Genomic DNA, 25833 nt, shown 5'->3' with positions numbered 1-25833 from the left:
GCTCCCAAGATACGGCGGAGTTACAGCTCCTCGACGCACACGACGAAACGGCGCTCCGGATACACGTACCCGCTGCCGCCCGAGCCGCACGCGTCGGCGGAGTCGGCGTCCTGCTCGATCGAGAGCACCTTCACGCCGTCGACGGCCGGTTCGGTGCAGTCCACCCGCTTGGGATCCTCACCGCCGACATCCATACAGCCGCCGACGACCCAGTCGATATCCAGGCACAGCGCGCCCTGCTCGACTCCGTTGACGGTTTCGGCGTAGTAGCTGTCGGCGTCGCTGACGCATTCGGACCGCTTGGCCACCTTGCCGATGACCTTGTAGTTGGCCGCGCGGCTGCCACAGGAGGCCTGATCGATCTCGGCGTCGGTGGTGGTGCCGCCGAGGGTCACGCAGTCGCCGATCTCGGCGTCGAAGGAGGTGTTACCGCCGGTCGGCGCGGTGCTCGTGGTGGTGCGCGGTGCACGGGTGCTGGTCGGCTCGGAGCCCGAGGTCGATTCGGCACTGCTGGTGGGGGATATCGCGTTGTCGAGCGCGGGCTGCGCGGTACCGGTGACGGTGGTGCTGCACCCCGCCGCGAACGGCACGAGCGCCGCGGCGACGGCACAGGCCGCCAGCGCCCGATGGGCGAAGGTCGAACGACCAGACACGAAAAGTCCTCCCGAACTTACAACGCCGAACTCACACCCCCATACGAATCCGAAGTCCACAACAGTGCTTGGAATACCTCGAAATGAATACACCACCGCTTCGGTGCGGTCGAGTCGAGCGCCGCGCCGCGCGTCGCGCATGCGCCGGGAACCGCCCCCGCAGCAACGATCTCGCCTATGGTGGGGAGGCCGGTGCGAGAGGAGTCGGACATGAAGCTGATCAGCGCGATCGCCTGCGCCACCGCGACAGCCGGGGCCTGTTTCGCGGCACCGGCGGTGGCCTCGGCAAATACCGTGCAATGCGCCGCGGACAACGGAGCCGACGTGATGATCCTCGATGGCGACCACGGCTGCCGCGCGCGCTCGGGCCCGACCGGTAAGGCGCGCTCGGCCGGGGTGGACGGCATGGGTTACGCCATAGCATCGTCGGGCGCCACCGCGGTCGGGATCGGCGCGGCGGGCGGACTCGGCGCGAGCGAAGGCGTCGGTGGCGTGCCGATCGCCGTCGGGCTCGGACCCGATGCCGTGGCGTTGACCTCGCTGCTGCCGGTGGGCGGCGCACCGAGTTCCACCGCGGTGGCGGTATCGCTGGCGCTGGACGGCTCACGCGCCCAGGTGCTCTCCGGCGAAGACGCCGTGGTGTGCTTGGGCGTGGCGGCGTTCGCCTGGAATGCCGGTACCGGCGAGGCCTGCCTGGCGACACCGGTGGGCCGCTGGCAGCGGTCGTGAGCACGGCCGAGCCCGCGCGCCGGCTCTCGGCCCCGCGCGAGATGCTGGTCGACCCGCGGTTCATCCGGCTGGCCGACCATTTCTTCGGGATGTTCAGCCAGCCCAGCCGGGGTGGCGGCGCGCTGGCGATCTATTTGGACGGCGAACCGGTCGTCGACATCTGGGCCGGCTGGGCGGCCAAGGACAAGCGCTGGAACGGCGAGAACGTCGCGCTCACCTTCTCCACCGGCAAGGGCGTCGCCTCCACGGTGCTGCACCGGGTGGCCGAACGCGGGTTCATCGATTACGACACGCCCGTCGCCGAGTACTGGCCGGAGTTCGCCGCGCACGGCAAACAGGACATCACCGTGCGCGACGTGCTCTCCCACCGCGCGGGCCTGCATCGGGTGCGCGGGCTGGTGCCGGGCCGCGAGGGCATCCTCGACTACGACTCGGTGGTGCGGGCGCTGGCCGACAGCCCGCCCGACCCGCGGCGCATCCGCACCTCCGGCTACCACGCCATCACCTTCGGCTGGCTGGTCGCCGAGCTGGTCCAGCGGGTGACCGGCGACCCCTTCACCGACGTGCTGCGACGCGAGATCGCGATCCCGCTCGGCACCGACGAATTCTGGTTCCGGGTGCCCGAATCCGAGCGCTACCGGATCGCCAAGACGTTCCCGCATCTGGCTCCGCCCGGCATCCGGTGGAACACCGCGTCGTCGGTGCTGTCGTGGGTGCGGCCGATCCGCGGGCTGGCCGAGGCCGGAATGCCGGAGAGTTTCGACGAGCTGGTGCGCGATCCACGCGTGCACGATGCGGTGATGCCGGGCTGGAACGGCGTGTTCTCGGCGCGGGCGCTGGCCAGGATGTACGGGGCACTCGCCAATCGCGGACAGGTCGCCGGCCTCGGCGCCGATCGCGGGCGCACGATCCGGTTCTTGAAGCCCGAGACCATCGAGAAGATCAATCAGGTGCAGCCGACCGAGAGCCGCGACTATGTGCTCGGGTTCCCGCTGCGGTTCACCCTCGGCTATCACCGTCCGGTGCTGATGACCAAACAGCAGCCGCGAAAAGCGTTCGGGCACTATGGCGTCGGCGGGTCCGGCGCGTATGCCGATCCCTTGCTCGGCATGTCGGTCGCGTTCGTCACCAACCGCCTCGGCAATGCGGTCACCGCACTCGGTGATGCCCGGCTGGCCCGGTTGGCGGCACTTGCGCGCAATACCGTCCGCAGAGAACGTCCCGTCGACGATCTCGACCCCGTCCACGAGCACTGAACCGCCGCATACCGCCTGCCGTATCCAGCGGTATGGAACCGAGCACCCGCGCCGGGCAGGTGGTGCTGCGCCGGCCGCGCGCGGCGCTCGTGCATGCCGCCGCGGCGGGTGTGGACTTCCAGTGGTACTTCCGCAGGCGCCGCGCGCGCGACGGCGATCCGTTCCTCGTGCCGTTTCCGGGACTGGGCGAAGCGGTGTTCACCGGCACCCCCGAGGGCGCGCGCGAGGTGTTCCGCGCGCCGCTCGACGCACTGGTGCCGCCGCGGCCGAATCCGATCGAACCGCTCGTCGGCACGGCCTCGCTCATCCTGACCGGCGGCGAACGTCATCGCCGCGACCGCGCGCTGCTGGCGCCGGCCCTGCACGGGTCGCGGGTGCGCGGCTACGGCGAACTCATCGCGGAATCGGTGCGGGCCGAGGTGGATCGGTGGCGTCCCGGCAGCGTCATCGATGCGGGTTCGGCGGCTACCGCGATCACGCTGCGGGTGATCCTGGAGGCGGTGTTCGGCGTCGGCGCCGAACACCGGCCCGCCTACATCGCCGCGATCGGCGCGTTCCTCGGCAGCTTCTCCGGCCCCCTGATGCTGGCGCCGGTATTGCGCCGCGGCTTGTTCGGACTGACACCGTGGGACCGGTTCGTCGCCGCGCGCGAGCGGCTGGACCACCTGTTGCTCGCCGATATCGCCGAGCGGCGCGACGGGTCGGCGCGCGTACGCCGCGACGGTTCGGCACGCGGACGACATAGCGGCGCAGCGGACGAACGGCGCGATGGCGCACCGGGCGAGGACATCGCATCGACCCTGCTCGGCACCCGCTACGACGATGGCAGCACGATCTCCGATCGCGACCTGTGCGATCAGCTGCGGACCCTGCTCGTCACAGGTCATGAGACCACCGCCAACACGCTGGTCTGGGCACTGCTGCGAGTGCATCGCGAACCCGCCGTACTGCACCGGTTGCGCGAGGAACTGCGGGAGGCGGGCCCGGATGCGGCGCCGGAGGAACTGCTCCGGCTGCCCTACCTCGATGCCGTCTGCCAGGAAACCCTGCGCTTGCATCCGGCCGTGCCGATCGTGCTGCGCAGGCTGACCACACCGTTCACCCTGCGTGGTGTACCGCTTGCCCCCGACGCCATCATGGGCGTCGCGGTTCCGCTGCTGCATTCGGATCCGGCGGTGTGGTCCGAGCCGGATCGGTTCCGCCCCGAACGGTTCCTGGACCGCCGCTACACCCCGTTCGAGTTCGCGCCCTTCGGCGGCGGTCATCGCCGCTGCGTGGGGGCCGCGCTCGCCGATGCCGAACTACGCATCGCCCTCGCGACGATCGTCGGCCGCACCCGGCTGCGGCTCGCGCCGCCGCTGGATCACGGCCGCTTGCCCCGCGCGCTGCCGCGCGGGATCGCCACCGGGCCGAGCAGGCGGATCCGATTCACGGTGTGCGAGTGATTTAGCTCACCAACAGGTTTGAGTCCGTCCGATACCGGCCGGCCGGGTCGATCACCGCACCGCCTGCGACTCACCGGTGTGAGCGGCGCGTTTCGCCGCACCACCGGCCGCCGTCGCGGGCCATGCGCAAACGAACAACCGGTGGCGGTTGCCTATCACCGCCGCACCCGGCTGGAAACGTCGGCTCATCAACGGTAGGAATGGTCGGCGGAGCGGTAGGTGTAGCCGCCAGGGTCGCCGCCGCCATGGCAGCGGATCCGCGGATACCCGGTCGGGGCCGCTCCGGGCTCCACGACCCGTCGGTGCGCCGAGAACGATGCGCACGCCGCGGGGGCCGCGCATGTTCGATGCCGAAGCCGTGGGGTGCTCCGCAGGTCCGGTGAGCAGTCACCGGGCCGCTCCGCAGGTCGCGCGCGAACGCGCCGTGCAATCCACGGCGAGCGGGTGCGGCCGAGAGATGGAATGGACGAAGAACATATGTATGCCGCCAAGACCACCGAGTCGATGACCACGCGCCGTCGCGGCGCGCACCGGCTCCGCCAGGGCGTCCTGTTGACCGCGGCGGTCGCCACCGCGGGCGCTTTGCTCGTCGCTCCTGCCCAGGCCGCGCCCCAGCTACCGTCGGGTTCGGCGGAAATGGCCACCGAACCGGTGCCGCCGCAGGCCAACTTCGCACCGCCGAGCCTCAACCCCGGCGAGGGCGAGGTGGTCGGCGTCGCGCAGCCGATCATCATCAACTTCAAGGAGCCGGTGGGCGACCGTGCCGCCGCCGAGCGCGCCATCAAGATCACCTCGTCGAACCCGGCGGAGGGCCACTTCTACTGGTTCAGCGACAAGCAGGTGCGCTGGCGGCCCAATGAGTTCTGGCCGGCCGAAACCGACGTCGTGGTGGAGGCGGGCGGCAGCCGCAGCGCCTTCCGGGTCGGTGAGGCGCTGATCGCCACCGCCGACGACAACACCAAGACCATCACCGTCACCCGCAACGGTGAGGTGGTCAAGACCATGCCGACCTCGATGGGCAAGCCCGACCACGAGACCCCCAACGGCACCTACATCGTGGGCGAGAAGCGCCGCGAGATGGTGATGGATTCCTCCACCTACGGTGTGCCGATCGACGATCCGGAGGGCTACAAGCTCGACGTCGAGTACGCCACCCGCATCTCCAACAGCGGCATCTTCGTGCATGCCGCGCCGTGGTCGGTGGGCCAGCAGGGTGTGTCGAATGTCAGCCACGGCTGCCTCAATGTCAGCACCGAGGACGCCAAGTGGTTCTTCGAGAACGTCAAGAAGGGCGACGCGGTGGTCGTGCAGAACACCGCGGGCGGCACCCTCAACCAGCGTGACGGGCTGGGCGACTGGAACTGATCCACTGATACCGCAACGGCGGCGCGTCCCTACCGGGCGCGCCGCCGTTGTCGTTCGCGGCCTACCAGATCTTGACGCGCTCTTCCGGCTCCAGGTACAGGGCGTCGCCGGGCTGGATGTCGAAGGCCTCGTGGAAGGCATCGATATTGCGCACCACGGCATTGCAGCGGAATTCCGGCGGCGAATGCGGGTCGGTGGCCAGCCTGCGGATGGCCTCTTCCGGCCGGATCTTGCTGCGCCACACCTGCGCCCAGCCGTAGAAGACCCGCTGCAATCCCGTCAGCCCGTCGATGACGGGCGGCTCGGCCCCGTTCAGTGAAATCCGGTACGCCTCCAGCGCGATCGACAGCCCGCCGAGATCGCCGATGTTCTCGCCGATGGTGAATTCACCGTTGACGGTGTGCTCATCGGGCAGGTCCGTGGGCGACAGCACGCCGTATTGATCGATCAATGCCTTTGTGCGCTTGGCGAATTCGGTGCGGTCGGCATCGGTCCACCAGTCGACCATATTGCCGTCGCCGTCGTACTTGGCGCCCTGATCGTCGAAACCGTGCCCGATCTCGTGCCCGATCACCGCCCCGATTCCGCCGTAGTTGGCGGCGTCGTCGGCGTTCATATCGAAGAACGGCGGCTGCAGAATCGCTGCGGGGAAAACGATTTCGTTCATGCCCGGGTTGTAATAGGCGTTGACGGTCTGCGGCGTCATGTGCCATTCGTCGCGGTCCACCGGGCCGCCCAGCTTGTTCAGATCCCGGTCCACTTCGAAGGCGTAGCCGCGACGGTAATTGCCGACCAGATCGTCGGTGGCGATCTCCAGCGTCGAATAGTCGCGCCAGCGGTCGGGGTAACCGATCTTCGGAGTGAACTTCTCCAGCTTGGCCATTGCAGCCTTCCTGGTATCGGGCCCCATCCATTCCAGCTCGGAGATATTGCGGCGGTAGGCCTCTCGCAGGTTCTCCACCAGCTCGACCATGCGTTCCTTGGCCGCCGGCGGAAAGTGCCGCTCCACATACAGTTTGCCGACGGCCTCGCCGAGCAGGTCCTGCACCAGCGACACCGCGCGCTTCCAGCGTTCGCGGTTCTCCTGGGCGCCGGTGAGCGTGCGGCCGTAGAAGTCGAAGTTCTCGTCGACCAGTTCCTCGGTCAGATAGGGTGCGCGAGCCCGGAGTACCCGCCACATCGTCCACGCCTGCCAATCCGACAGCGACTCCTGCGCCCAGGTGCGGGCGAAGACACCGAGATACTCGGGCTGGCGCACGACGAGTTCGGCGAACAGCTCGCCCGCCTCCTTGGACACGTTCTCCGACAGCGCCGAACCCCAGGCCTGCCAATCGAATTCGGGATGATCGGCGACCAGTTCGGCGAAAGTGCGCAGGTTGTAGCTCAACTCGGCTTCGCGGCGGCGCACCACATCCCAGTGCCCGGCGGCCAGCTTGCGTTCGAGTTCGAACACCCGGTCGCCCACCGGCTGCGCGGGCAGCAGCCCTGCCACCGCGTCGTCGGCGGCGGCCAGCGCGAACATCCGGTCGATATGGGCGATGTAGGCGGTGCGGATCGCCTCGAATTCGTCCTGGCGGTAGTAGGACTCATCGGGCAGGCCGATGCCGGACTGGGTGAGGTTCACCAGGTAACGCTGGGAATTCTTGTCGTCGGTGTCGACGTAGACCGCGAGCGCACCGCCGACGCCGGTGCGTTGCAGGCGGCCGAGCAGGGCAGCGAACGCGGCGCGGTCGCTCACCTCGGCGATGGCCGACAGCTCATCGGCGATCGGCGTGAGCCCGGCGGCGGCCACCCGCTCGGTGTCCATGAAGCTGGCATACAGGTCGGCGACCTTGCGGCCTTCGGTGCCCGGCGCACCGCCTGCCTGCTGGATGATGGCCTTGACGTCGAGTTCGGCCTGGTCGTAGAGCGTGCGGAAGGCGCCGTCGACGGCCCGGTCGGCGGGAATCTCATAGGACTGCAGCCAGGCGCCGTTGACATGCGCGAACAGGTCGTCCTGTACCCGAACGGCCGGGTCGAGGTAGGAAAGGTCGATACCGGAGGGACTGGTCAGTTCGGAGGTCACGACCACCAGTATGCCGGTGGCCGTGATGTCGGTGGGGTGCGGCGAAAGGTCACCGATCAGGTTTTGCCGCCCCGACCGTCAGTACTTGTGCCATCGACTCACAGGAGGCCGACACATGCGGAAACTGACTTTTGCCATGAATGTGACCCTGGACGGCTACATCGCCGCCCGCGGCGACGACCTCGGCTGGAGCGGGGGTGAAGGCCCGGACTCCTCGCCTGGTGACGAGCTGTTCGAGTGGTGGTCCGACCGGGTGGCGGAGACCGGTCTGGCGCTGTACGGGCGCAAGCTGTGGGAGGCGATGAGTTCGCACTGGCCGACCGCCGACCAGCAGCCGGGCGCCACGCCGGCGGAGATCGAGTTCTCCCGCCGCTGGCGGGACATGCCGAAGGTGGTGTTCTCGTCGACGATCGGCACGGCCGACTGGAATACCCGCGTCGTCACCGGCGACCCGGTGGCCGAGATCACCCGGCTGAAAGCCGAGGACGGCGGCCCGATCGACATCGGCGGCGCGAGGCTCGCCGGCGCGGCCATGCGGGCCGGGTTGATCGACGAATATCTGCTGGTCACCCACCCGGTCCTGGTGGGTGGCGGTACACCGTTCTTCACCGCACTGGACAGCTGGGTGCGGGTGAACCTCGTGGAGACCCGGACCTTTCCCGGCGGCATCCTGCTGACCCGATACGAGACGAGGCGGTGAGCACGGGACGGGCGATCGGCTCGTGAGTGAAGGCCGATGTCGTTCCCGATCACAGCGTCGGGGGCAGATCCAGCCATGACTTGCCGGTGACGTCGAATCCGGTGAGCTCGGCGATCTTCCCGTCGACGATGTGCAGGACCGCGAGGGCGAATGGCCGGTACTCCTTGTCGCCCGGCTGACGCAGATACAGCGCGGCGGCAGGCATGCGGTTGACCGCCGTGACGAAACCGCGCCAGTCGTCGCGGCCGCGCTGGAACAGCCCGCCGGAGACCCAGCCGTCGACCGCGTCCTCGGCCGTCGTGACGACGGTGCCCATTTCGGGCAGCATCGCGAACCGCAGGTGGTCGCGTAACAGGGCGGTCAGCCCGTCGAGGTCGTTGTGCTCGTGAGCCGCGATGTAGGAGTTCACCACGGCTCGCTCGGCATTCGACAGCGCGTGGGTGGCGGGACCGCGCCAGTCGAGGCGGCGGCCGGGCAGCTGCTCGCGCACCGTCACCCGCGCCCGCTGCAGTGCGCTGGTCACCGATGCGACGGTCAACTCGAGCGCGTCGGCCGCCGTCGGCGCGGGCCAGCCGAGGACGTCACGCAGGATGAACACCGCCCGCTGCCGCGGCGGCAGGTACTGCACGGCGACGATGAACGCCAGCTCGATCGTCTCGCGCGCCACCACCGAGTCCTGCGGGTCCTCGGGAAGCATCCGGTCCGGGTACGGCTGGAGATACAGCAGGTCGGCCTCCGACAGCTCGGACGGTAGCGGGGTGCGGTTGTTGCGCTTGTCCAGAAAGTCGAGGCAGACGTTCGTCGCGATCCGGTAGAGCCAGGTCCGCAACCCTGCCTCGCCCCTGAACGACTCGCGCTTGTTCCACGCACGCAGGAACGTCTCCTGCGTCATGTCCATGGCGTCTTCGTAATTCGCCAGCATCCGGTAGCAATGCACCTGCAGCTCACGCCGATGGCGCTCGGTGATGAGCGCGAACCGCGCCGCATCGCCCGAGCGAACCACCGCGATGAACGTGGCCTCGTCGGCGCCCGGCGATCCAGCGTCGGTCATGGTCGTCGATCCTGCCACCGGGGCGGTGGCCATCGGATCGGAACCGACGACACCGCACGGACCGGCACGCCTATGCTCGCCGACTCGAAACCTCCTGCCGCGGAAGCCGATCGGCGGGCGCGATTATTCGAGTGACGTTCAGGCCGGCAGGATGATGCGGTCGAACTCGCCGGCGATGGCGCCGTCGAGGAAGGCCTGCCACTCCTCAGGGGTGTAGGTGAGGGTGGTGGCGCGGTGGCCGAGACTGGTGTAGCCGTCCTCGGCGGTGTGCACGGTCAAGACGCTGGTGGCGGGCCCGCGCCCGGTGACGGTGGCGATGAATGCGGTCCATTCGCATGCGGTGACGGTGATGATGGGCTCTTCGTCGGGGCGGTTGGCCGGGTTGCGGCGGTATTTGCTGTCACGGATGAGCACCGCATCACCATCGAACCGAACCTCGACACATTGATTGCCATTGTTGGATCTGCTCGATGTGAACCAGCCGCGGGCATGCGGCCGATACTTCGCGGTGGTGGCCATGGGCCGCATTTTACCCGACCATATACCGTCTGAGCAGGGATAATGAGTCATCTCGCGACAATGATTGTTCCAGTGCGCGCACGAAGGCGAAGCTCAGATCGCGCACCTGCTCCGGGTCGTCGACGGCACCGCCGAAGACCGCGCTCTCGGCCCAGCCGAAGGTGGGTAGCCGCTCGCTGGTGAAGTCGATCAGATGGAAACTCGACCCGCCGAGCACCGCACCGGCCGACGCGGTGAACGGGATGACGCGCACCTCGACATTGCCGAGTTCGGTCATCAGGTCCACCAGGTGACGCAATTGCGCGGCCAGCACATCCGGCCCGCCGGTCTGCTGACGCAGCGTGCCCTCGCCGACCACCGCGGTCAACTCCACCGGATCTTGCCCGCGCAACCGCCGCTGGCGCTGCATCCGGATCGCCACCAGCTGCTCCACCTGCACCGGCCGGATCATGACATCGGCGCTGATCAACGCCCTGGCGTAGGCCTCGGTCTGCAGTAGGCCAGGCACCACGGAGCTGTCGTAGCTGCGGATGCTCTGTGCGCCGTACTCCATTCCGTAGAGCCGCTGCAATTCCGAGCCGATCAGCGCCGACGATTTCGCCCACCAGCCGCGCTGTTTACTGGCCCGCAGCAGCTCGAGCAGTTCGGCGCGTTCTTCCGGTTCCACCTCGAGCTGATCGAGCACGGGGCCGATGGTGTTGGTGGTCAGCACCCGCCTGCCCTTTTCCACATGCGACCAGTTGGCCGGTGTGAAGCCGACCAGCTTGGCGAACCCGGCCGAGTCGTAGCCGCGCTGTTCGCGCAGCTCACGCAGCCGCAGCACCAATTCCCAGCGGGCAACTGTCGGTGAAACGGGTGCCATGGCAGCCGATGCTACGCCCGCCGAAGTCATCGGCGTGTGACTATTGTCAGCGCTGGTGGCCGGGTCTACTGTCGAGGTCAGCGGTCGATCCCACCTGTACGAGATCCACCAGCGCCGAGGGCGAGGTTCGTCATGAGTACGTCCCGCACCGATTCCGAGCCGGGCAGTTATCCCGCGTCCGATCCGCCTCACCACACCCGCGCAGACTCCGAAGCGGTGGCCCGCTGTCACCGCTACCGCACCGAGCACGGCCTGTTCGCCGACGTCGATCGGACATTGGGCCGCATCGTGCTCGAGATCGGGGCGGTCGGCGCGGTGGCGATGCCTGCGGTGCTCGGCCGGCAGGTGCACGACCGGCTCGACAGCCGGGGGATGCGCAACGGCCCGATCATCGCGCATCCGCGCTCCTCGCGCTGGACCTTCCTCACCGAACCGGTGGACGACTCCTACCTCGATACCGATCTGTTCGCGGATCTGTTCCGCGAATGCGCGTCGGTGGCGCTGCCCGGTAGCCAGATCGTGCTGCCCTCACCGGCCGACGAACGCAACGGCTACCGGATCTGGATCAACCCGCCGCAAGGCGATTACCGGCCCGAGTTCGGCCATGTGGTGGCCGCGACCAGAGCGGTCGCGGTCAGGGCGCGGGAGTCGGGGTGATGCCGACCTTGTCTTCGATGCGCTGGTTCCATTCGCGTTCGCACTGGTCGATCTCGGCCTGATCGCCGCCGGCGTTGCTCACGCAGTCGTAGAAGTCGGTGAAGCCGGTCTCCTCGGCGAACCCCCAGTAGACGATGCCGGCGATGACGGCACCGACGATCGCGAGCGCACCGAGGATCAGCCCGATCCACGCCATGACGGCACCACCGGCACGGCCCCGCGTCGCCTTGATCACCGCGATCACGCCGAAGATCACCGCGAACAGGCCGAACAGGACGCCGCCGACGACCGTCCAGAAGCTCAGTGCGGCCAGGATGCCGAGCACCAGCGCGGTGATCGCGAGACCCTTGCGCTGGGGCGATTCCTGCCAGTATTCGGGCTGACCCGGGTACCGGCCGGGCGGCGGGGATGGATAGTCGCCGGGAGGAGGAGGCGGATACTGCGACATGGTGTCCTCTCGGTCGGGCCGCCGGCTTGGGCATCGATGGATCGCGCCCGCCGGCCTTCGATGGTAATGGCGGACCGCGCGTGGACCGGTGCGTCGGCGGCCGTTCCGGCGTGCCGCCTATGGACCGCCGAGGCGCGCGTGCATCTCCCAGACCAGGACTTCCGAGGGCATCCGCGCGGTGATGCGCTGCCCACCCGAGCGCGTCATCCGCACCGCGTCGCCCTCGTAGAGCGGGCCGACGCCCTCCATATCGACCTCGCCGCGCGCGATGAACACGTGCAGATACAGCGCGTCGGGCAACTCGATGACCGAATCGGGACCGCCCGGCTCGGTGGCCGCGAGCCGGGCCACGTGCAACGCCGAATGGCTGCTGTTGATGGCGATGGCGGTGCGGTCGCGATAGCGGGGGAGCCCGGAGGCGACGGTGACCAGGCCGCCGCCGGCCAGCTGATCGTCGATCTCGAGCTGCTGGTAGCCGGGCTCGACGCCGGGCTCATCCGGCAGCACCCACATCTGCACGAAATGGACCGGCTCGTCGTGTTCGGGTCGATTCCCGTCCAGCCGCCAGGAATCGTTCTTCTCCGAATGCATAATTCCGGTGCCCGCGCTCATCCGCTGGGCCAGGCCCGGATAGATGATTCCGCTGTGGCCGAGGGAATCCTGATGGACAAGGCTGCCGCTGAGCACCCAGGTGACGATCTCCATATCCCGATGCGGATGGGTATCGAAGCCCTGACCTGGCAGAACTATATCCTCGTTATTCACGAGCAACAGCCCGTGATGGGTGTTATCGGGGTCGTAGTGCTGGCCGAACGAGAACGAGTGTTTCGAATCGAGCCACGAGATACGCGTTTTCATGCGGTCGCCGCCGCGATGGACATCAATATGCGGAGTCGTGAGTGTGGACATCGCGGTCCTCCTCTCGGGCCCTGGCACCATCGCCTTTCCGGTCGAAGTACCGCAGGCGCGACCGCGGGCGCGCGATACTCCCCATTCCTTGTAAATTGTCTGCACTCGGCATTTTACGCGAGCGACCAGCGGATGAACGGTAGGTGAGCAGTACCGGCCGATCTGCCGAATCGGTGCGGTGGCGTAACAGAATGTGCCCCAAGGGAACCGGAGGGATGGGCCGGATGCGACCGGAAACACTCGCCCGCGTCGAGCGGCAGCTCCGCACCGAGGCGCACCGCGACGGGATCACCGACTTCGTGGTCGGCGTCGCAGTATTCCGCGACCGGAAACTGCTGGTCGTGCGGCGGGTACCGGACGATTATCACGGCGGCATGTACGAACTGCCCGGCGGCGGTGTCGAAACGGGGGAAAGCTTCGCCGAGAGCGTGGCCAGGGAACTGCACGAGGAAACCGGTCTGCGGTTACGCGCGATCACCGATTTTCTGGGCAGCTTCGACTACGCCACCAGAACGAAGGCACGAGTCCGTAAATTCGCCTTCGTGGTAGAGGCCGAACCAGGTGAGGTCGAACTGGCACCCGGCGAACACGACGCCTACGCCTGGATCGATGCCGAGGGGCTGGCCGAGTTGCCGATGGCGCCGGATATGCGGCAAACAGTCATCGCACTGGTCAGCACCGGAATTCGCTGACCACTCCCGCACCGCGGCGACCACGGCCGGGCATGCTCGGAAATATGGACAGAACCTGCTCCGGGTAGCCTCCCGGCCGTGTCCAGTGCTCGCCCCGACAACCGCCATGGGGCGGACGAGTCCGGCGAGCCTGCCGCCCCCGCACCGCCGATGAACGCGCTCGGCAAGGCCAGGGCTTTTCGCACCGCCCTGCGGGAGAGCCCCGGTGTGGCGCGGCTTGCGCTGGTCCGGTTCACCGGACAGTTCGGTGACGGCATGTTCCAGGCGGCGCTCTCGGGTGCCATCCTGTTCAATCCCGAACGCGAGACCGATCCACTGGCCATCGCGGCCGGGTTCGCGGTGCTGTTGCTCCCGTATTCCTTCATCGGACCGTACGCGGGCGCGCTGCTGGACCGATGGGATCGGCGCACGGTGCTGCTGGTGGCGAATGTGCTGCGGGCGGTGCTGATCGGTGTCGTGAGCCTCGGCCTGCTCGGCGGGATCGGCGAGACGCCGCTGCTGTTGCTCGCGCTCGCGGTGGTGGGCATCAGCAGGTTCGTGATGGCGGGGGTCTCGGCCGCGCTGCCACGGGTGCTGGCGCAGCGCTGGCTGGTGCCGACGAATTCGGTGCTCGCCACGGTGGCCTCCGGCTGCGCCGGGGTGGGGGCCGCGGCGTCGGTCGCGGTGATCGGGCTGATCGGCGCGGGGGATACCGGATCGGCGGTCGCGGTGGGCGCGAGCGCGACCGGTTCGGTGGCGGGTGCGCTGCTGGCGGCCGGATTCGCGGCTCGCGCGCTCGGCCCGGAAGCCGGGTCGGCCGCACGAACCGGCACGGTGCGCGCGGTCGCGACCGGACTGCGCACCGGCGCCCGCGCGGTCTGGGATTCGGTGCAGGTCACCACCGCGATGATCGGGATCGGCACGCACCGCATCGTGTTCGGGATGAACACGCTGATCATGGTGCTGGTGCTGCGGCAGGCGCCCTCGGACGGCTCGGGCGTGGACAGCGGCCTGATCGGCTTCGGTGTCGCGATCGCCGCGACGGCGAGCGGCATGCTGGTGGCCGCGGTGGTCGCGCCGGTGCTGATCCCACGGTTGGGCAGGCCGCGCACCGTGCTGGCGGGCTTGGTGACCGCGACGGCAGTGCAGCTGCTGCTGGTGACGCCGATCGCGGTGGCCGACACGGGTGACGCCGCGCATCGGGCCCACCAACTGCTGCTTGCCGGGGCCTTCCTGTTCGGTTTGGCCGGCCAGACCATCAAACTCACCGGTGACGCGGCCATGCAGATCGATGTCGACGACACCCGGCGCGGCCAGGTGTTCGCCCTCCAGGACACCGTGTTCAATGTGGCGTTCGTGCTGGCCATCGCGCTCACCGCGCTGGTCGTCCCCACCGACGGCCGGTCGCTGCCGGTGGTGGCGGCCGGTGCGGCCATCTATTGCGCGGGCGTAGCCGCCATCGCCCTGAACTCCCGGCGTGCACGGGCGGCGAGGAGCACCCGCTGAGCCGGTAGCGTCACCGCGCTGTTCCCGGCGAGTAGCCGATAAGCCCCGGGTGTCCAGGCGGATCGGCCAATCCCGCACATCGACCCCTCGAACGTCGGCGGAGTTCGTCGATCCGGCCCGGACCGGCTGGACGAGGAGGACGCTCAGCCCCGCTCGTCGGCTGTGGACCCGGCCACCGCCGGATCCACAGACAGTTCTTGCTGCCCGGGCAACGCATGCACCTGCATCTCCAGGTCGAACTGCACCACCAGGCCCGTTGGATTGCCCGGCTGCATATCCGGCCGCCCGAACGGATCCACCGGCGGAATCGGCTGCGGCGGCGCGGGCATCGGGCCGGGCCGACTCGCGAGAGGCGGCTGGTCGCCGTGCCCGCCGGAAGGACCCATCGACGGCGCCGGATGGGGCGGGGCGTGCTGCCCGGAAACCGACTCGGGCGCGGCCTGCCCCGCGCGCGGATCCTCCGCGGGGCCGGGGTGTGTGGCCGCGTACCCGGCGGGGGAGTCGTGACCGGCGGGGGCCGGCGGGGCATCGCCTCGGACGATCCAGTCCAGGGGCTCACTGGCCGCGTCGGCGCTGGTTCCGGTGATCTGGTGGTCCCAGACGCCTGCCCCGGACGGGTCGGTGAAGAAGGCATCGAGTACGCCGTCGTCGTTCAGGTCGAGGGCGGCGACGTCGGCGACGCCATCGCCCTGGGTGTCCCACATGGCGTCGTCGATCAGCCCGTCGCCGTCGAAGTCCAGCTGCACGGCGTCCGGCGATCCGGCCAGTTCCAGATTCGCCTGCGTCGACCAGACGTCGACGGCGCCGTCGCCGGTTCCGAAGGCGTACTCGATCTCGTTCATATCTGCTTGGACGCGGCGCGCGCTGATCCGGTTCCACCGCGAGCAACATTCGTCGATCGGGGGCTCCCATCCCTCGATTCGGGCTCCCCGCACGGTAAGTTGATCTTCGCTTGATCCGGCCGGGCCCCGGAGCCGGCTGCACCGGTGGGGCCACGGGATCAGCTACGCCCGTTCCGATCCGACCCGGGAGCCGCCGCGCCATGGGACTTCTGCCGAACCACCTCGGTATCCACTCCCGCGCCGCCGCCCCGCTCCGTCCCGCCCTGTTCGGCGTGCTGCTCACGGGTGTGCTCGCGGTGCCTGCGCCGGTGCAGGCGGCACCGTTTCCGTGGGCGCCGCCGCCGGTGAACAGTTGCGGCGAGGTGGGTTTCGATCCGCTCGCCCGTGAGCCGGACCCCGCTCAGCCGCCCGCGCCACCGCTGCCGCCGCAGATCGATATCCCGGTTCCGGTCCCGCAGCTCACCCCGGTGCCGGTGCCGGACCCGCCGCAGGACAACACCCGGATCGTGCCGGAGCCGCTGCCGAGCGATCCCTGCCGCAACCCGTGCCCCGATATCCGCGACAACGCGAAACCGGAAGAGTCGGCGCCCGCCCCGCAGTCGCCACCGGCGGCGCCGGGTTCGGGTTCGAGTAATGGCTCGGGCAGTGGTTCCGGTTCGGGCAGCTCCTCCGGTTCCGCCGAGCCGATCAAACTGCCCAAGATCCAGATCAAACCCGAGATCGAACCCATCCCGATCCCGGTACCCGGCGAGCCGGGCGACCCACCGCAACCCGCACCGCCCCACGTGGTGCACCCCGCCGAACCCGGACCGCTGAGCGCCGCGGTCGCGCCGGCCCGGGTGGAGTCGGTGCGGTTGGTCGAGCAGGTCACCGGCCCCGGCTCGGCGAACCGGACCGATATGCGCTGGCAGGTCGACGGCACCGATCTCGGCCTGATGTGGGAGAACCGGCCCGGTGAGGTGGCCGTGGTGTTCGGCGACACCTTCGGCAAGGGCTGGAGTCCGGGCGGCGCGGGCGGCGCGGACGAGGACTGGCGCAGCAACGTCCTCGGTTACAGCACCGACCGCGACCTCGCCGACGGGCTGCGGATCGACACCATGGTGCAGGACAGCCGCTGCCACGCCGCCGAACTCCTCGGCAGCCGCAAGGTGAAGAACTGGGAGACCACCACCATCCCCACCTCCGGCTTCGCCCTCGGCGACCGCCAGTACCTGAGCTATATGTCGGTGAACCGCTGGAGCCGCATCCCCGGCCTGTGGTGGACCAATTACGGCGGGATCGCCTACTCCGACGACAACGGCAGCACCTGGGTCAAGGATCAGCATGCCAAGTGGGAGAACCTGTTCGGGCTCGGCCGGTTCCAGGTGGCGGCGATGGTCCCGCAGGGCGATTACGTCTACATGTTCGGCACACCCAACGGGCGCATCGGCGTGATCGGCCTGGCCAGGGTGCCAAAGGACGAGGTGCTCAACAAGTCGGCCTATCAGTACTGGGTGGGCGGCACCTGGGCGCCCGCGGCCGAAAACCTCGCGACCCCATTGGTTCCCGGGATCGCTTCGGAACTGTCGGTTCGCTACGACGCGGAATCGGGCCGCTGGCAGATGGTGTATCTGGATTCGGCGCGCGGCGCGATCGTCCTGCGGACCGCGGCGTCACCGCAGGGTGCGTGGACCGAGGCGGTGCCGCTGGTGTCGACCACCGACTACCCCAAGTCCTACGGCGGCTTCATCCATCCGTGGTCGACGGCGAAGGATCTGTATTTCACCATCTCGGCCTGGGACAGCTACAACGTCTATCTCATGCACGCGCGCCTCGATCAGCCCTGATCAGCAGCGCCGGAACCGCACCGTCTGCCCGGGCCTGGCCTGCGCCATGAGGTCGATGTCGGCATCGGCCACCACCGCGATCACCGGATAGCCACCGGTGATCGGGTGATCGGCGAGAAACACCACCGGCTGCCCGGCCGGCGGCACCTGAATGGCGCCGAGCGCGACCCCCTCGGTCGGAAGTTCCTGTGTGCGAGATCGTTCCAGCGGCGGCCCGGATTCCCGGCGCAGCCGCGCACCGACCCGGTCGACGTCGGCGCTGACCGACCAGCTGCCTGCGAACAAGGCCGCCGGATCGGTGAACCAGTCGTCCCGTGGGCCGGGTATGGCTCGAATATCCAGCAGCACCGGCAGATTCGGCAGCGGCGCGAGGTCGAGGATCGGAAAGGTCCGTGGCGCAGGGCCGATGGGCACCTCATCACCCGCGCGCAGCGGTTGCGGCCCGATCCCGGACATGGTGTCGCGGCTGCGCGAGCCGAGTACCGGCGCGACGTCGACGCCGCCGCGCACGCCGATATAACTGCGCAACCCCGTCGACGCGAGGCCGAGCGAAACGACTTGGTCCGCTTCGAGTTCCAGCACGCTGGCATGCCCGACCGGACGGCCGTCGACCGTCACCGGCGCGGGCGCTCCCGTGATGGCGAGCGTGGTGGGGCGCATGGTCCGCAATCGCACACCGCCGAGCAACACCTCGATCCCGGCATGCCCCTCCGGATTCCCGACCAGCCGATTGGCCAATCGGAGCGCCGCGCGATCGGCCGCTCCGGATACACCGACGCCCGAATCGAACCAACCGGCGCGGCCGAGATCCTGGATGGTCGCCAGCGGACCCACCCGTTCGACCAGCAGTTTCGCATCGTCGGTCATTCCTGCCTCCCCGGCGCTGCCACAGACCCGTCCGCTCTCATCGCCCCGCCGGCGCGGGCGCGCTGATCTCATCCGCGCGTGCGCCGTGGCCCGGTCTCATCGGCTTGCCCGAGCATCGACGAAACGCACCGCGGTGCCCGCTCGGATCAGCGCGGGCGGATCACGGTCGACGTCCCACATGGTCAGCTCAGTACGTCCGATCAGCTGCCACCCGCCCGGCGACTTACGCGGATAGACCGCCGAATATCCGCCCGCCAACGCGACGCTCCCGGCCGGGATCGCCGTCCGCGACTCGGCGCGGCGCGGCACCGTGAGGCGGTCGTCGGGGGAGCGCAGGTAGCCGAAGCCGGGCGCGAAACCGACGAAGGCGCAATACCATACGGTTCCGGTGTGCGCGGCGATCACGCCCTCGACGCCGAGGCCGAGCGTCCGGGCGACCTCGTCCAGATCGGCGCCGTCGTAGTGCACCGGGATCACCACCGGCTCGCCCACGGGCGATGTTCCACGGGAAACGTCGCCGGAATCGGCGCGCTCGGTCAGCTCCTCGAGGACGGTGTGCAACGCCCGCCGGACCGGCTCGGCGTCGCGGGTGGATCGCAGCGTGACCAGCACGGTTTCAGCGGCGGGTAGCACATCCTGCACCCCGTCGAGCCGCCGATCGCGCAGTGTCGCAGCCAATTCCGCTACCGCGTCCGCCGGATGCGGAGTGAGCAGAAAGGCGCGATCACCGGCCGGGCGAATGGCCTGCGCGGCGGCATCGGCGCGCGCCCGGTGGGGCACCGAACCGGTCGATGTTGTCATCAGCGCCTCCCTCCAGGCCACCGATGGTACGGCCCCCGCGCGCGCCGTATCGGCGATCGCGCGCACCCGGCCGGGGCGGGTCACCCCGTTCAGCTGAAGGGCGCGACCACCACGCCGACCTCATCCAGCGTCTCCCGGATCAGCCGGGCCATGTCCACCGCCTCGGGGGTATCGCCGTGCACGCAGATGCTCGTCGCGCGCACGGTGACCTCACCGGACCCGCCGACGGTGCGCGCGGTGCCGGACATGGCGATCGAGACCGCCTGGGCGACCGCCTCATTGGTATGCAGAATCGCCCCGGAGGTACCGCGCTCGGCGAGTCCACCGGACGGGGTGTAGCCGCGATCGGCGAACCCCTCGCCGATGAACCGCACCCCGATATGGCCGGCGGCGTGTTCGAGTTCGGTACCGGCCGGGCCGAGCAGCGCGAGCTCGGGATCATATTCGGCGACCGCGGCCAGCACCGCGTCGGCGATCTTCCGATCCCGTGCGGCCGCGTGATAGAGCGCGCCGTGCGGCTTCACATACCGCACCCGGTCGCCCTCGGCGCGGGCGAAACCATCCAGGCCGCCGATCTGGTACAGCACCTCGTCGCGCAGTTCGGCGGGCGCCACCGCGATCGCGCGCCGGCCGAATCCGGCCAGATCGCGGTAGCCGACGTGGGCACCGATCCGGACGCCCTTCTCCACCGCCGACGCGCAGGTGCGGCGCATGATCGTCGGATCACCGGCATGCCCGCCGCAGGCGATGTTGGCGCTGGTGACGATGTCGAGCATCGCCGCGTCATCGCCCATCGTCCACGGCCCGAAGCCTTCGCCGAGATCACTGTTCAGATCCAGCGCCATGCGCGTCCTTCCCGTCGTCACCATTGTCCCCGGGGTGTGATTCCGCAGACAAGGATCGCAGTCCTGGCCCGGTCGCGGGGTATCGGCCGCCGTCGAGGGCGGATTCGGCGATGGTCGTCGCCGGGCCGGGCCAGTACGCTCGGAGCAATCATGGCCACGTATTTCGACCCGAAGTCCTGGTCACCGCTGTGGGCAGTGGACTTCGGCAAACGGCTGTTCGAGCAGTCCTCGCTGGAGCAGTGGATTTCCTACACCACGGCCTGGGTGGATCCGGTGGCCGATCTGGGTGCGGGCACGGTGACCGCGCTCATGCCCGATGTGCTGCTCACCGTGCTCAGCGAGGGCATCCTGAGCCGATTCGGCGGCCAGGAAGTCACCGCAACCCTGCTCGGCCATGATCTGACCGCGACCCTCGAGGTATTGAAGGTGCGCCGCCGCGGCGCGCACTTCCAGACCAAGACGGTGCTCACCGACCTGCAGTGGGATCGGCACCCGATCCGCGAGATGACGGTGATCGCGCACGGCGTGCGGCTCATCCCCGGTGTGCCCACCAAAGTGCGCACCGCACAACTCGATGTCGAGGGCACCGTGACCACCGCCGCCCTGGTCGACTGGCTCAACGAGCAACAGCTGGATTGGAAACTCTCCCTCGCGCCGGACGGCCTGGTCCGCGCCGTACACCGGCAGCGCCGGATCACCGCGGTCGCCGACGCCTGGGTGCGCGACAACCTGCTCACCCTCGACGTGCGCCGGGCCGGCTGGTTCGGTGTGCCGATACCGCGACGGATGCGTACCGTTCGCCCGATCCGCCTGCCCGAACTGCCCAACGACGCGCGCGTCGTGCACGCCGCCCGCGAGGGGGAACTTGTGCGGTTCCGGATCGAGTTGCCGGAGGTCAGCGGTTCGATCGACCTGGCGCAGATGCGCGCGGCGATCGTCGCGGGGACGACGCTGATCGTGTTCTAGACCGGCCGCGCCGGTCCGGCCGGATCAGCCGAGCAGCCGCCTCACTGCTGGCTCTTCCACCACTCCAGGAGTGCCGCCTCGGCCTCGTCCCTGGTCAGCGGGCCACGATCGAGCCGGAGTTCCTTCAGGTACTTCCAGGCCTTGCCGACCTCGGGCCCCGGTTTCAGGCCGAGGAGTTCCATGATCGCGTTGCCGTCGAGGTCGGGCCGCACCCGATCGAGGTCCTCCTGCTCCTGCAGCCGCGCGATCCGGTGCTCCAGATCGTCATAGGTGGCGCGCAGGGCCGCGGCACGGCGCTTGTTGCGGGTGGTGCAGTCGGCGCGCACCAGTTTGTGCAGCCGGGGCAGCAGATCACCCGCATCGGTGACGTAGCGGCGCACCGCGGAATCGGTCCACTGGCCCTTGCCGTAGCCATGGAACCGCAGGTGCAGGAACACCAGCCTGGCCACGTCCTCGGTGAACTGCTTCGGGTATTTCAGCGCCCGCATCCGCTTGCGCACCATCTTCGCGCCCACCACCTCGTGATGGTGGAAGCTCACCCCGCCGCCGGGCTCATTGCGTTTGGTGTCCGGCTTGCCGATGTCGTGCAGCAGCGCCGCCCAGCGCAGCACCAGGTCGGGATCGCCCTCTTCCTGGTCGATGGCCTGTTCGAGCACGGTCAGCGAATGCCAGTACACGTCCTTGTGCTGGTGGTGCTCGTCGATCTCCAGCTTCATCGCGGGCACCTCGGGCAGCACGATCTGAGCCAACCCGGTCTCGCACATGATGTTGATGCCGTCGATGGGATGCGCGCCCGCGATGAGCTTGTCCAGTTCGGTGCGCACCCGCTCGGCGGTGATGCGTTCGATCTCACCGGCCATCTCGGTGATCGCCTCCTGCACCCGCGGATGCAGCGTGAAACCGAGCTGGGAGACGAAGCGGGCGGCGCGCAGCATCCGCAACGGATCGTCGCCGAAGGATTCCTGCGGCGTCGACGGGGTGTCGAGCATGCCCGCGAGCAGGGCGTCCATGCCGCCGAGCGGATCGACGAACTCCAATGCACCGTCCGCGCCGATCTTCACCGCCATCGCGTTGACGGTGAAATCGCGCCGCACCAGATCACCCTCGAGGCTGTCGCCGAAGGTGACCTCCGGATTGCGGGAGACCCGGTCGTAGGCGTCGCTGCGGAAGGTGGTGATCTCGAGCTGCTGATCGTCCTTGGCCGCGCTGACGGTGCCGAAGGCCAGGCCGCCGGTATCCCACAGATGGTCGGCCCAGCCGCGCAGCAGCTGCTGCACCTGCTCGGGCCTGGCATCGGTGGTGAAATCGAGATCGGTGCCGAGGCGCCCGAGCACCGCGTCGCGGACACTGCCGCCGACCAGATACAGCTGGAATCCGCGCGCGGCGAAGAGTTCGCCGAGCGGGGTGAGCACATCGCCGAGGCTGCCGAGGGTCACCGCCGCCGCGGCGAGCAGCCTGGTGCGGCGCTCATCGGGCGCGAGCTGCGCGTGATCGGTCTGCGCTGGCAGCTGGGCGGGGTCGGGGCCGGTCGAAACCACGAACGTGAACCTTACCCAGGCGCAGGTTGTCCCGGACACCGCCATCTCCGCGGGCCGGGAACGGCGCCGCCATACGCCGGACTATGGACGGCCGGGGCGGCGCCGTCGATTAGGATTGCTTGGTGTCCCCGGCCGATCGCGCGAACAGTCGACGCCGCCAGCCCCGGCGCCGAGGTTCGGCCGGAAACGCGGCGAGACCTCGCATGCGCACGGTCAAGGAGACTTCCGCGGGTGGCCTCGTCGTCGACGGTCTCGATGGGCCACGTGAACAGCGCAGCGCCGCCCTGATCGGGCGCACCGACCGGCGCGGGCGGCTGCTGTGGTCGCTACCAAAGGGCCATATCGAAGAAGGCGAGACCTCCGAGCAGACCGCCATCCGTGAGGTCGCCGAGGAAACCGGCATCCAGGGTGTGGTGGTCGCCGAACTCGGCAGCATCGATTACTGGTTCGTCACCGACGGCCGCCGGGTACACAAAACGGTGCACCATTTCCTTTTACGCTCGGTCGGTGGTGAACTGTCCGACGCGGACATCGAAGTCACCCAGGTGGCGTGGGTTCCGTTGAGTGAACTCGACTCCCGGCTCGCCTATGCCGACGAACGGCGCCTGGCCGAGGTGGCGAACCGGCTGATCGACCGGATGGAGACCGGCAAGCAATGACGCGTGGACTGCGGATCATCGTGGCGGTCCTGACGATTCTCGGCGCGGTGGCGACGCTGCCGGTGCTGAGCGAACCGCCCGCGGGCGCGCAGCCGAGCGAGTCAGGTGAGGCGTCGTCGCCGAAGTTCCTCAAGCTCTCGCTGGATTCGGTGACCCCGACCACGGTGACCACCACCAGCGATCCGCTGCTGACCGTGTCGGGCACCGTCACCAATATCGGCGATCGGGTGGTCGACGACGTCAGCGTCCGGGTGCAGCGCGCCCGCGCGATCGCCGAACCCAGTGGGCTACGCACCGCACTGCGGCTGGACCAGGCCAACTACGAGGTGGCGGGCCCGTTCGAGGACGTCGCCGAACGGCTCAGCCCCGGCCAGCGCCGCCAGTTCACGCTGAGCATCGCGTTGCGCGCCGACGACACCGGCGCCTCGCTCGACATCACCGCGCCCGGGGTATATCCGCTGCTGCTCAACGTCAACGGGGAACCGGCCTACGGCAGCCAGGCCCGCCTCGACGACGCCCGCTTCCTGCTGCCGGTGCTCGGCCTGCCGCCCGCGTCGGCCGGCGATACCGAGGCGGTGCCGCCCGCCCCGGCGCCCCCGGTGGCCACCACGCTGGTGTGGCCGCTGGCGGATCGGCCACGGCTGGTGGCCGGGCGCGCGGGCACGGTGGACGAGCTGCCCGAACTGACCGATGACGAGCTGGCGTCGTCGCTGGCCAAGGGCGGCCGGCTGGAACAGCTGCTGGACGCGTTGGAGACCGTGCTCGGCAGTGATGCGGGCCGGGACAAGCGGCTCGCGTCCTCGGTGTGCGTGGCCGTCGACCCGGATCTGCTGCTCACCGTGGAGGCGATGACCGGCGACTACCGCGTGCTGGCCAGCCCGTCGGACCCGGGCGGTGCGACCAGGGCGGGCACCGGCTCCGAGCATGCCAAGGCCTGGCTGGACCGGTTGCGCTCGCTGGCCTCATCGATGTGCACGGTGGCCCTGCCGTTCGCGCAGGTGGACCTGTCGGCACTGGCCGCGGTGGACGATCCGCAACTCACCGCACGCGCGGTGAAGGCGCCCGCCGACGTGGTCGATTCGATCCTGGCCACCCGGTCGGTACGCGGCGTGAGCCTGCCCGATTCCGGCAGTATCGACACCAGCGCGGGAGTACTGCTGCGCAGCAACGGCTTCAAGACCGCGATTCTGGCCGATAATGCCGTCGCGCCGGCCGGCGATGCGGCGATCGCCTCGGCCCGCACCGGCGTCACCGGACGCACGGCCGCCACGCGCACCGCGCGCACCGAGCCGGAACCGGGTACGCCCGATATGGTCCGGCTGCCCGGCATCACCCCGCCCGCACCCGAAACGCCGGTCCCACCCGCAGCGACGCCGCCACCCGCCGCGGGGGCTCCGACGCCCCGCGTCCCCGAACCCGCCGACGATCCGGCCCTGCGCGCGGCCACCTTCGATATCTGGTCGGCGACGGCGCTGGCCGCGATGGGCTCCAACCCGCCGACGCCCTCGTTCACCCCCGACCGGGTCCGCTACGAGGTCACCAAGGACTCCAGGACCGCCCGCTTGCAGGACGCGCTCGGCGCACTGTCGTGGAGCGCGCTCAACCCGCGCCCGGACCGGCCGCGCTCGGCCCTGCTGGTGCCGCCGCAGCAGTGGGGCGCCAACCGCGATGAGGCCATCGCGGTCCTGCGGCAGGTCGATCTGCTGCTCCAGAACAATCTGGCCACCCCGCGCACCTTCGCCCAGCTGCTCGACCAGCCCGCAGACATCGCGCCCTACCAGGTCGATTACCTCGCGCAGGCGAGTCAGGACGCGGCGCCCGGCCGGTTCGTCGCGCCGATCCGCGAACAGGGCCATCGGATCAGCGAACTGATGCGCGCGCTGGTCGAGGTGCCGCAGTCGGAGCCGACGCCGCAGGAGTTCCTCACCCCGCTGCGCGATGACCTGGTGCGCGCGCTGAGCCTGTCGGACCGCCGCGGTGAAACCGCGATGGCCGATACCTTCGCCCAGCGCCGGGTGGAGCAGACCACCACGGCACTGGACCGTATGTTCGGCTCGGTCACCGTGCTGCCGCCGGGCGGGGTGTACACCCTCGCCTCCGAGCAGAGCCCCTTGCTCTTGGTCGCCCGCAATGATCTGCCGGTCGCGGTGCGGATCCGGTTCCGGATCGACGCTCCGGCCGAGACGAAGATCACCGATATCGGTGAACAGCAGCTACCGCCGCGCGGCACCCGCTCGTTCCAGATCCCCACCGAGGTCAGCGACTCCCGTAACCTGGTCATTCCGATTTCGCTTACCACGCCGGAGGGGGTGCCGCTCGGCAACGCCACGTCGGTGTCGGTGCGTTCGAACGCGTACGGTCAAACGCTGGCGATAATTACCGCATGTGCCGGGATACTGCTGTTCCTGTTGGCCGGACGCCGCCTGTGGCGCCGGTTCCACGGAGAGCCGGATCCCGCCGACAAGGGCGTCGATCCGGGCATCCGGCGGCGGGTGAACAGGTACCGGCGGGCGCGTAAGCGCGCACTTCGGCAGCAAGGACAGCAACAGGAGGTGTAGATGAGCCAGGCCCGCCCGGCGCGCTTCGGCGCGGCGCAGCTCATCGTCACCGTCCGGTTCCGCTGTCCGGCGATGCACAGGAGGCATGATGGGCG

At 69.3% G+C, this 25833-nt stretch carries 24 protein-coding genes; 12 read left to right on the top strand and 12 right to left on the bottom strand.

Annotation, left to right across the window (positions count from 1 at the left end):
* Positions 1-20: 20 nt before the first annotated feature.
* Complete coding sequence (gene lppU, locus AC5W7N_RS04955) at positions 21-653, bottom strand: LppU family putative lipoprotein (protein ID WP_163813373.1); 633 nt, start codon at positions 651-653, stop codon at positions 21-23.
* 210 nt (positions 654-863) lie between these two features.
* Here lppU and AC5W7N_RS04950 point away from each other — a divergent pair, with 210 nt between their 5' ends.
* From AC5W7N_RS04950 to AC5W7N_RS04935, 4 genes are all read left to right on the top strand, one after another.
* On the top strand, positions 864-1382 hold the full coding sequence (locus AC5W7N_RS04950; RefSeq protein WP_163813372.1) for a DUF6764 family protein: 519 nt from the start codon (positions 864-866) through the stop codon (positions 1380-1382).
* A 41-nt stretch (positions 1383-1423) separates the two neighbouring features.
* Positions 1424-2638 (top strand): serine hydrolase domain-containing protein, encoded by a 1215-nt coding sequence (locus tag AC5W7N_RS04945; RefSeq protein ID WP_194989670.1) that lies wholly within the window; start codon positions 1424-1426, stop codon positions 2636-2638.
* Between the two features lie 32 nt (positions 2639-2670).
* Positions 2671-4083 (top strand): cytochrome P450, encoded by a 1413-nt coding sequence (locus AC5W7N_RS04940; protein WP_490724319.1) that lies wholly within the window; start codon positions 2671-2673, stop codon positions 4081-4083.
* Between the two features lie 477 nt (positions 4084-4560).
* A complete protein-coding gene (locus AC5W7N_RS04935) occupies positions 4561-5448 on the top strand; it encodes a L,D-transpeptidase (RefSeq protein WP_375139384.1) in 888 nt (295 codons plus the stop codon).
* 61 nt (positions 5449-5509) lie between these two features.
* Here the strand turns inward: AC5W7N_RS04935 and AC5W7N_RS04930 are convergent, their stop codons facing one another.
* Positions 5510-7522: a M13 family metallopeptidase gene (locus AC5W7N_RS04930; RefSeq protein WP_490724467.1), complete on the bottom strand. Its 2013-nt coding sequence runs from the start codon at positions 7520-7522 to the stop codon at positions 5510-5512.
* Between the two features lie 106 nt (positions 7523-7628).
* On the opposite strand from AC5W7N_RS04930, the gene AC5W7N_RS04925 reads away from it, so the two are divergent.
* Positions 7629-8213: a dihydrofolate reductase family protein gene (locus tag AC5W7N_RS04925; RefSeq protein ID WP_194990509.1), complete on the top strand. Its 585-nt coding sequence runs from the start codon at positions 7629-7631 to the stop codon at positions 8211-8213.
* 49 nt (positions 8214-8262) lie between these two features.
* Here AC5W7N_RS04925 and AC5W7N_RS04920 read toward each other — a convergent pair whose 3' ends face one another.
* The 3 genes from AC5W7N_RS04920 to AC5W7N_RS04910 all read right to left on the bottom strand — a co-directional run bounded on the left by AC5W7N_RS04920 (position 8263) and on the right by AC5W7N_RS04910 (position 10645).
* Positions 8263-9264: an RNA polymerase subunit sigma-70 gene (locus tag AC5W7N_RS04920; RefSeq protein ID WP_195020339.1), complete on the bottom strand. Its 1002-nt coding sequence runs from the start codon at positions 9262-9264 to the stop codon at positions 8263-8265.
* 138 nt (positions 9265-9402) lie between these two features.
* On the bottom strand, positions 9403-9783 hold the full coding sequence (locus tag AC5W7N_RS04915) for a DUF397 domain-containing protein (RefSeq protein ID WP_163813368.1): 381 nt from the start codon (positions 9781-9783) through the stop codon (positions 9403-9405).
* 10 nt (positions 9784-9793) lie between these two features.
* A complete protein-coding gene (locus AC5W7N_RS04910; RefSeq protein WP_194990511.1) occupies positions 9794-10645 on the bottom strand; it encodes a helix-turn-helix domain-containing protein in 852 nt (283 codons plus the stop codon).
* Between the two features lie 132 nt (positions 10646-10777).
* Here AC5W7N_RS04910 and AC5W7N_RS04905 point away from each other — a divergent pair, with 132 nt between their 5' ends.
* Positions 10778-11302, top strand: coding sequence for a hypothetical protein (locus AC5W7N_RS04905; RefSeq protein ID WP_194990512.1), 525 nt, complete (start codon positions 10778-10780; stop codon positions 11300-11302).
* Here AC5W7N_RS04905 and AC5W7N_RS04900 read toward each other — a convergent pair.
* Complete coding sequence (locus AC5W7N_RS04900; protein WP_194990513.1) at positions 11280-11750, bottom strand: DUF4190 domain-containing protein; 471 nt, start codon at positions 11748-11750, stop codon at positions 11280-11282. The two genes, AC5W7N_RS04905 and AC5W7N_RS04900, sit on opposite strands and share 23 nt — an antisense overlap.
* Positions 11751-11867: 117 nt before the next feature.
* Positions 11868-12659: a pirin family protein gene (locus AC5W7N_RS04895; RefSeq protein ID WP_163813364.1), complete on the bottom strand. Its 792-nt coding sequence runs from the start codon at positions 12657-12659 to the stop codon at positions 11868-11870.
* A gap of 224 nt (positions 12660-12883) precedes the next feature.
* On the opposite strand from AC5W7N_RS04895, the gene AC5W7N_RS04890 reads away from it, so the two are divergent.
* Positions 12884-13351, top strand: a complete 468-nt coding sequence (locus AC5W7N_RS04890) for an NUDIX hydrolase (RefSeq protein WP_163813363.1) — start codon at positions 12884-12886, stop codon at positions 13349-13351.
* 150 nt (positions 13352-13501) lie between these two features.
* Positions 13502-14836 (top strand): MFS transporter, encoded by a 1335-nt coding sequence (locus AC5W7N_RS04885; RefSeq protein ID WP_163813447.1) that lies wholly within the window; start codon positions 13502-13504, stop codon positions 14834-14836.
* Between the two features lie 143 nt (positions 14837-14979).
* Here AC5W7N_RS04885 and AC5W7N_RS04880 read toward each other — a convergent pair whose 3' ends face one another.
* Complete coding sequence (locus AC5W7N_RS04880; protein WP_490724318.1) at positions 14980-15678, bottom strand: hypothetical protein; 699 nt, start codon at positions 15676-15678, stop codon at positions 14980-14982.
* A 200-nt stretch (positions 15679-15878) separates the two neighbouring features.
* Here AC5W7N_RS04880 and AC5W7N_RS04875 point away from each other — a divergent pair, with 200 nt between their 5' ends.
* The gene (locus AC5W7N_RS04875) at positions 15879-17504 is read left to right on the top strand and encodes a glycoside hydrolase family 183 protein (protein ID WP_495923331.1); all 1626 of its coding nucleotides are present in this window, start codon (positions 15879-15881) and stop codon (positions 17502-17504) included.
* Here the strand turns inward: AC5W7N_RS04875 and AC5W7N_RS04870 are convergent, their stop codons facing one another.
* The 3 genes from AC5W7N_RS04870 to AC5W7N_RS04860 form a co-directional block, all read right to left on the bottom strand.
* Positions 17505-18371 (bottom strand): 5-oxoprolinase subunit C family protein, encoded by an 867-nt coding sequence (locus AC5W7N_RS04870; protein ID WP_195020342.1) that lies wholly within the window; start codon positions 18369-18371, stop codon positions 17505-17507. It lies immediately after the preceding gene.
* Positions 18372-18467: 96 nt separating this feature from the next.
* Positions 18468-19172 carry a 5-oxoprolinase subunit B family protein gene (locus AC5W7N_RS04865; RefSeq protein ID WP_490724316.1) on the bottom strand — a complete coding sequence of 235 codons (705 nt, stop codon included), beginning with the start codon at positions 19170-19172 and terminating at the stop codon, positions 18468-18470.
* 89 nt (positions 19173-19261) lie between these two features.
* Entirely contained in the window at positions 19262-20017 is a 756-nt protein-coding gene (locus AC5W7N_RS04860; protein ID WP_163813358.1) for a LamB/YcsF family protein, read from the bottom strand.
* A 150-nt stretch (positions 20018-20167) separates the two neighbouring features.
* Here AC5W7N_RS04860 and AC5W7N_RS04855 point away from each other — a divergent pair, with 150 nt between their 5' ends.
* Positions 20168-20983 carry a hypothetical protein gene (locus AC5W7N_RS04855; RefSeq protein WP_163813357.1) on the top strand — a complete coding sequence of 272 codons (816 nt, stop codon included), beginning with the start codon at positions 20168-20170 and terminating at the stop codon, positions 20981-20983.
* A 41-nt stretch (positions 20984-21024) separates the two neighbouring features.
* On the opposite strand, the gene AC5W7N_RS04850 is transcribed toward AC5W7N_RS04855, so the two are convergent.
* The gene (locus tag AC5W7N_RS04850; protein ID WP_490724315.1) at positions 21025-22521 is read right to left on the bottom strand and encodes a CCA tRNA nucleotidyltransferase; all 1497 of its coding nucleotides are present in this window, start codon (positions 22519-22521) and stop codon (positions 21025-21027) included.
* A 122-nt stretch (positions 22522-22643) separates the two neighbouring features.
* Here AC5W7N_RS04850 and AC5W7N_RS04845 point away from each other — a divergent pair, with 122 nt between their 5' ends.
* Entirely contained in the window at positions 22644-23180 is a 537-nt protein-coding gene (locus AC5W7N_RS04845) for an NUDIX hydrolase (RefSeq protein WP_081597542.1), read from the top strand.
* Positions 23177-25738 carry a DUF6049 family protein gene (locus AC5W7N_RS04840; RefSeq protein WP_195006877.1) on the top strand — a complete coding sequence of 854 codons (2562 nt, stop codon included), beginning with the start codon at positions 23177-23179 and terminating at the stop codon, positions 25736-25738. The genes AC5W7N_RS04845 and AC5W7N_RS04840 overlap by 4 nt, the downstream gene beginning before the upstream one ends.
* The last annotated feature ends 95 nt before the right edge of the window (positions 25739-25833 follow it).

The organism is Nocardia sp. CDC519, assembly GCF_059509835.1.
This window is presented reverse-complemented; position numbering and strand designations above follow the sequence as displayed.

Bases quoted from the DNA above. Each gene is read 5' to 3' on its own strand.
- AC5W7N_RS04950 (WP_163813372.1), top strand. From the start codon at position 864: ATGAAGCTGATCAGCGCGATCGCCTGCGCCACCGCGACAGCCGGGGCC.
- AC5W7N_RS04945 (WP_194989670.1), top strand. From the start codon at position 1,424: ATGCTGGTCGACCCGCGGTTCATCCGGCTGGCCGACCATTTCTTCGGG.
- AC5W7N_RS04940 (WP_490724319.1), top strand. From the start codon at position 2,671: ATGGAACCGAGCACCCGCGCCGGGCAGGTGGTGCTGCGCCGGCCGCGC.
- AC5W7N_RS04935 (WP_375139384.1), top strand. From the start codon at position 4,561: ATGTATGCCGCCAAGACCACCGAGTCGATGACCACGCGCCGTCGCGGC.
- AC5W7N_RS04925 (WP_194990509.1), top strand. From the start codon at position 7,629: ATGCGGAAACTGACTTTTGCCATGAATGTGACCCTGGACGGCTACATC.
- AC5W7N_RS04920 (WP_195020339.1), bottom strand. From the start codon at position 9,264: ATGACCGACGCTGGATCGCCGGGCGCCGACGAGGCCACGTTCATCGCG.
- AC5W7N_RS04915 (WP_163813368.1), bottom strand. From the start codon at position 9,783: ATGGCCACCACCGCGAAGTATCGGCCGCATGCCCGCGGCTGGTTCACA.
- AC5W7N_RS04910 (WP_194990511.1), bottom strand. From the start codon at position 10,645: ATGGCACCCGTTTCACCGACAGTTGCCCGCTGGGAATTGGTGCTGCGG.
- AC5W7N_RS04905 (WP_194990512.1), top strand. From the start codon at position 10,778: ATGAGTACGTCCCGCACCGATTCCGAGCCGGGCAGTTATCCCGCGTCC.
- AC5W7N_RS04900 (WP_194990513.1), bottom strand. From the start codon at position 11,750: ATGTCGCAGTATCCGCCTCCTCCTCCCGGCGACTATCCATCCCCGCCG.
- AC5W7N_RS04895 (WP_163813364.1), bottom strand. From the start codon at position 12,659: ATGTCCACACTCACGACTCCGCATATTGATGTCCATCGCGGCGGCGAC.
- AC5W7N_RS04890 (WP_163813363.1), top strand. From the start codon at position 12,884: ATGCGACCGGAAACACTCGCCCGCGTCGAGCGGCAGCTCCGCACCGAG.
- AC5W7N_RS04885 (WP_163813447.1), top strand. From the start codon at position 13,502: ATGAACGCGCTCGGCAAGGCCAGGGCTTTTCGCACCGCCCTGCGGGAG.
- AC5W7N_RS04880 (WP_490724318.1), bottom strand. From the start codon at position 15,678: ATGAACGAGATCGAGTACGCCTTCGGAACCGGCGACGGCGCCGTCGAC.
- AC5W7N_RS04875 (WP_495923331.1), top strand. From the start codon at position 15,879: ATGGGACTTCTGCCGAACCACCTCGGTATCCACTCCCGCGCCGCCGCC.
- AC5W7N_RS04870 (WP_195020342.1), bottom strand. From the start codon at position 18,371: ATGACCGACGATGCGAAACTGCTGGTCGAACGGGTGGGTCCGCTGGCG.
- AC5W7N_RS04865 (WP_490724316.1), bottom strand. From the start codon at position 19,172: ATGACAACATCGACCGGTTCGGTGCCCCACCGGGCGCGCGCCGATGCC.
- AC5W7N_RS04860 (WP_163813358.1), bottom strand. From the start codon at position 20,017: ATGGCGCTGGATCTGAACAGTGATCTCGGCGAAGGCTTCGGGCCGTGG.
- AC5W7N_RS04855 (WP_163813357.1), top strand. From the start codon at position 20,168: ATGGCCACGTATTTCGACCCGAAGTCCTGGTCACCGCTGTGGGCAGTG.
- AC5W7N_RS04840 (WP_195006877.1), top strand. From the start codon at position 23,177: ATGACGCGTGGACTGCGGATCATCGTGGCGGTCCTGACGATTCTCGGC.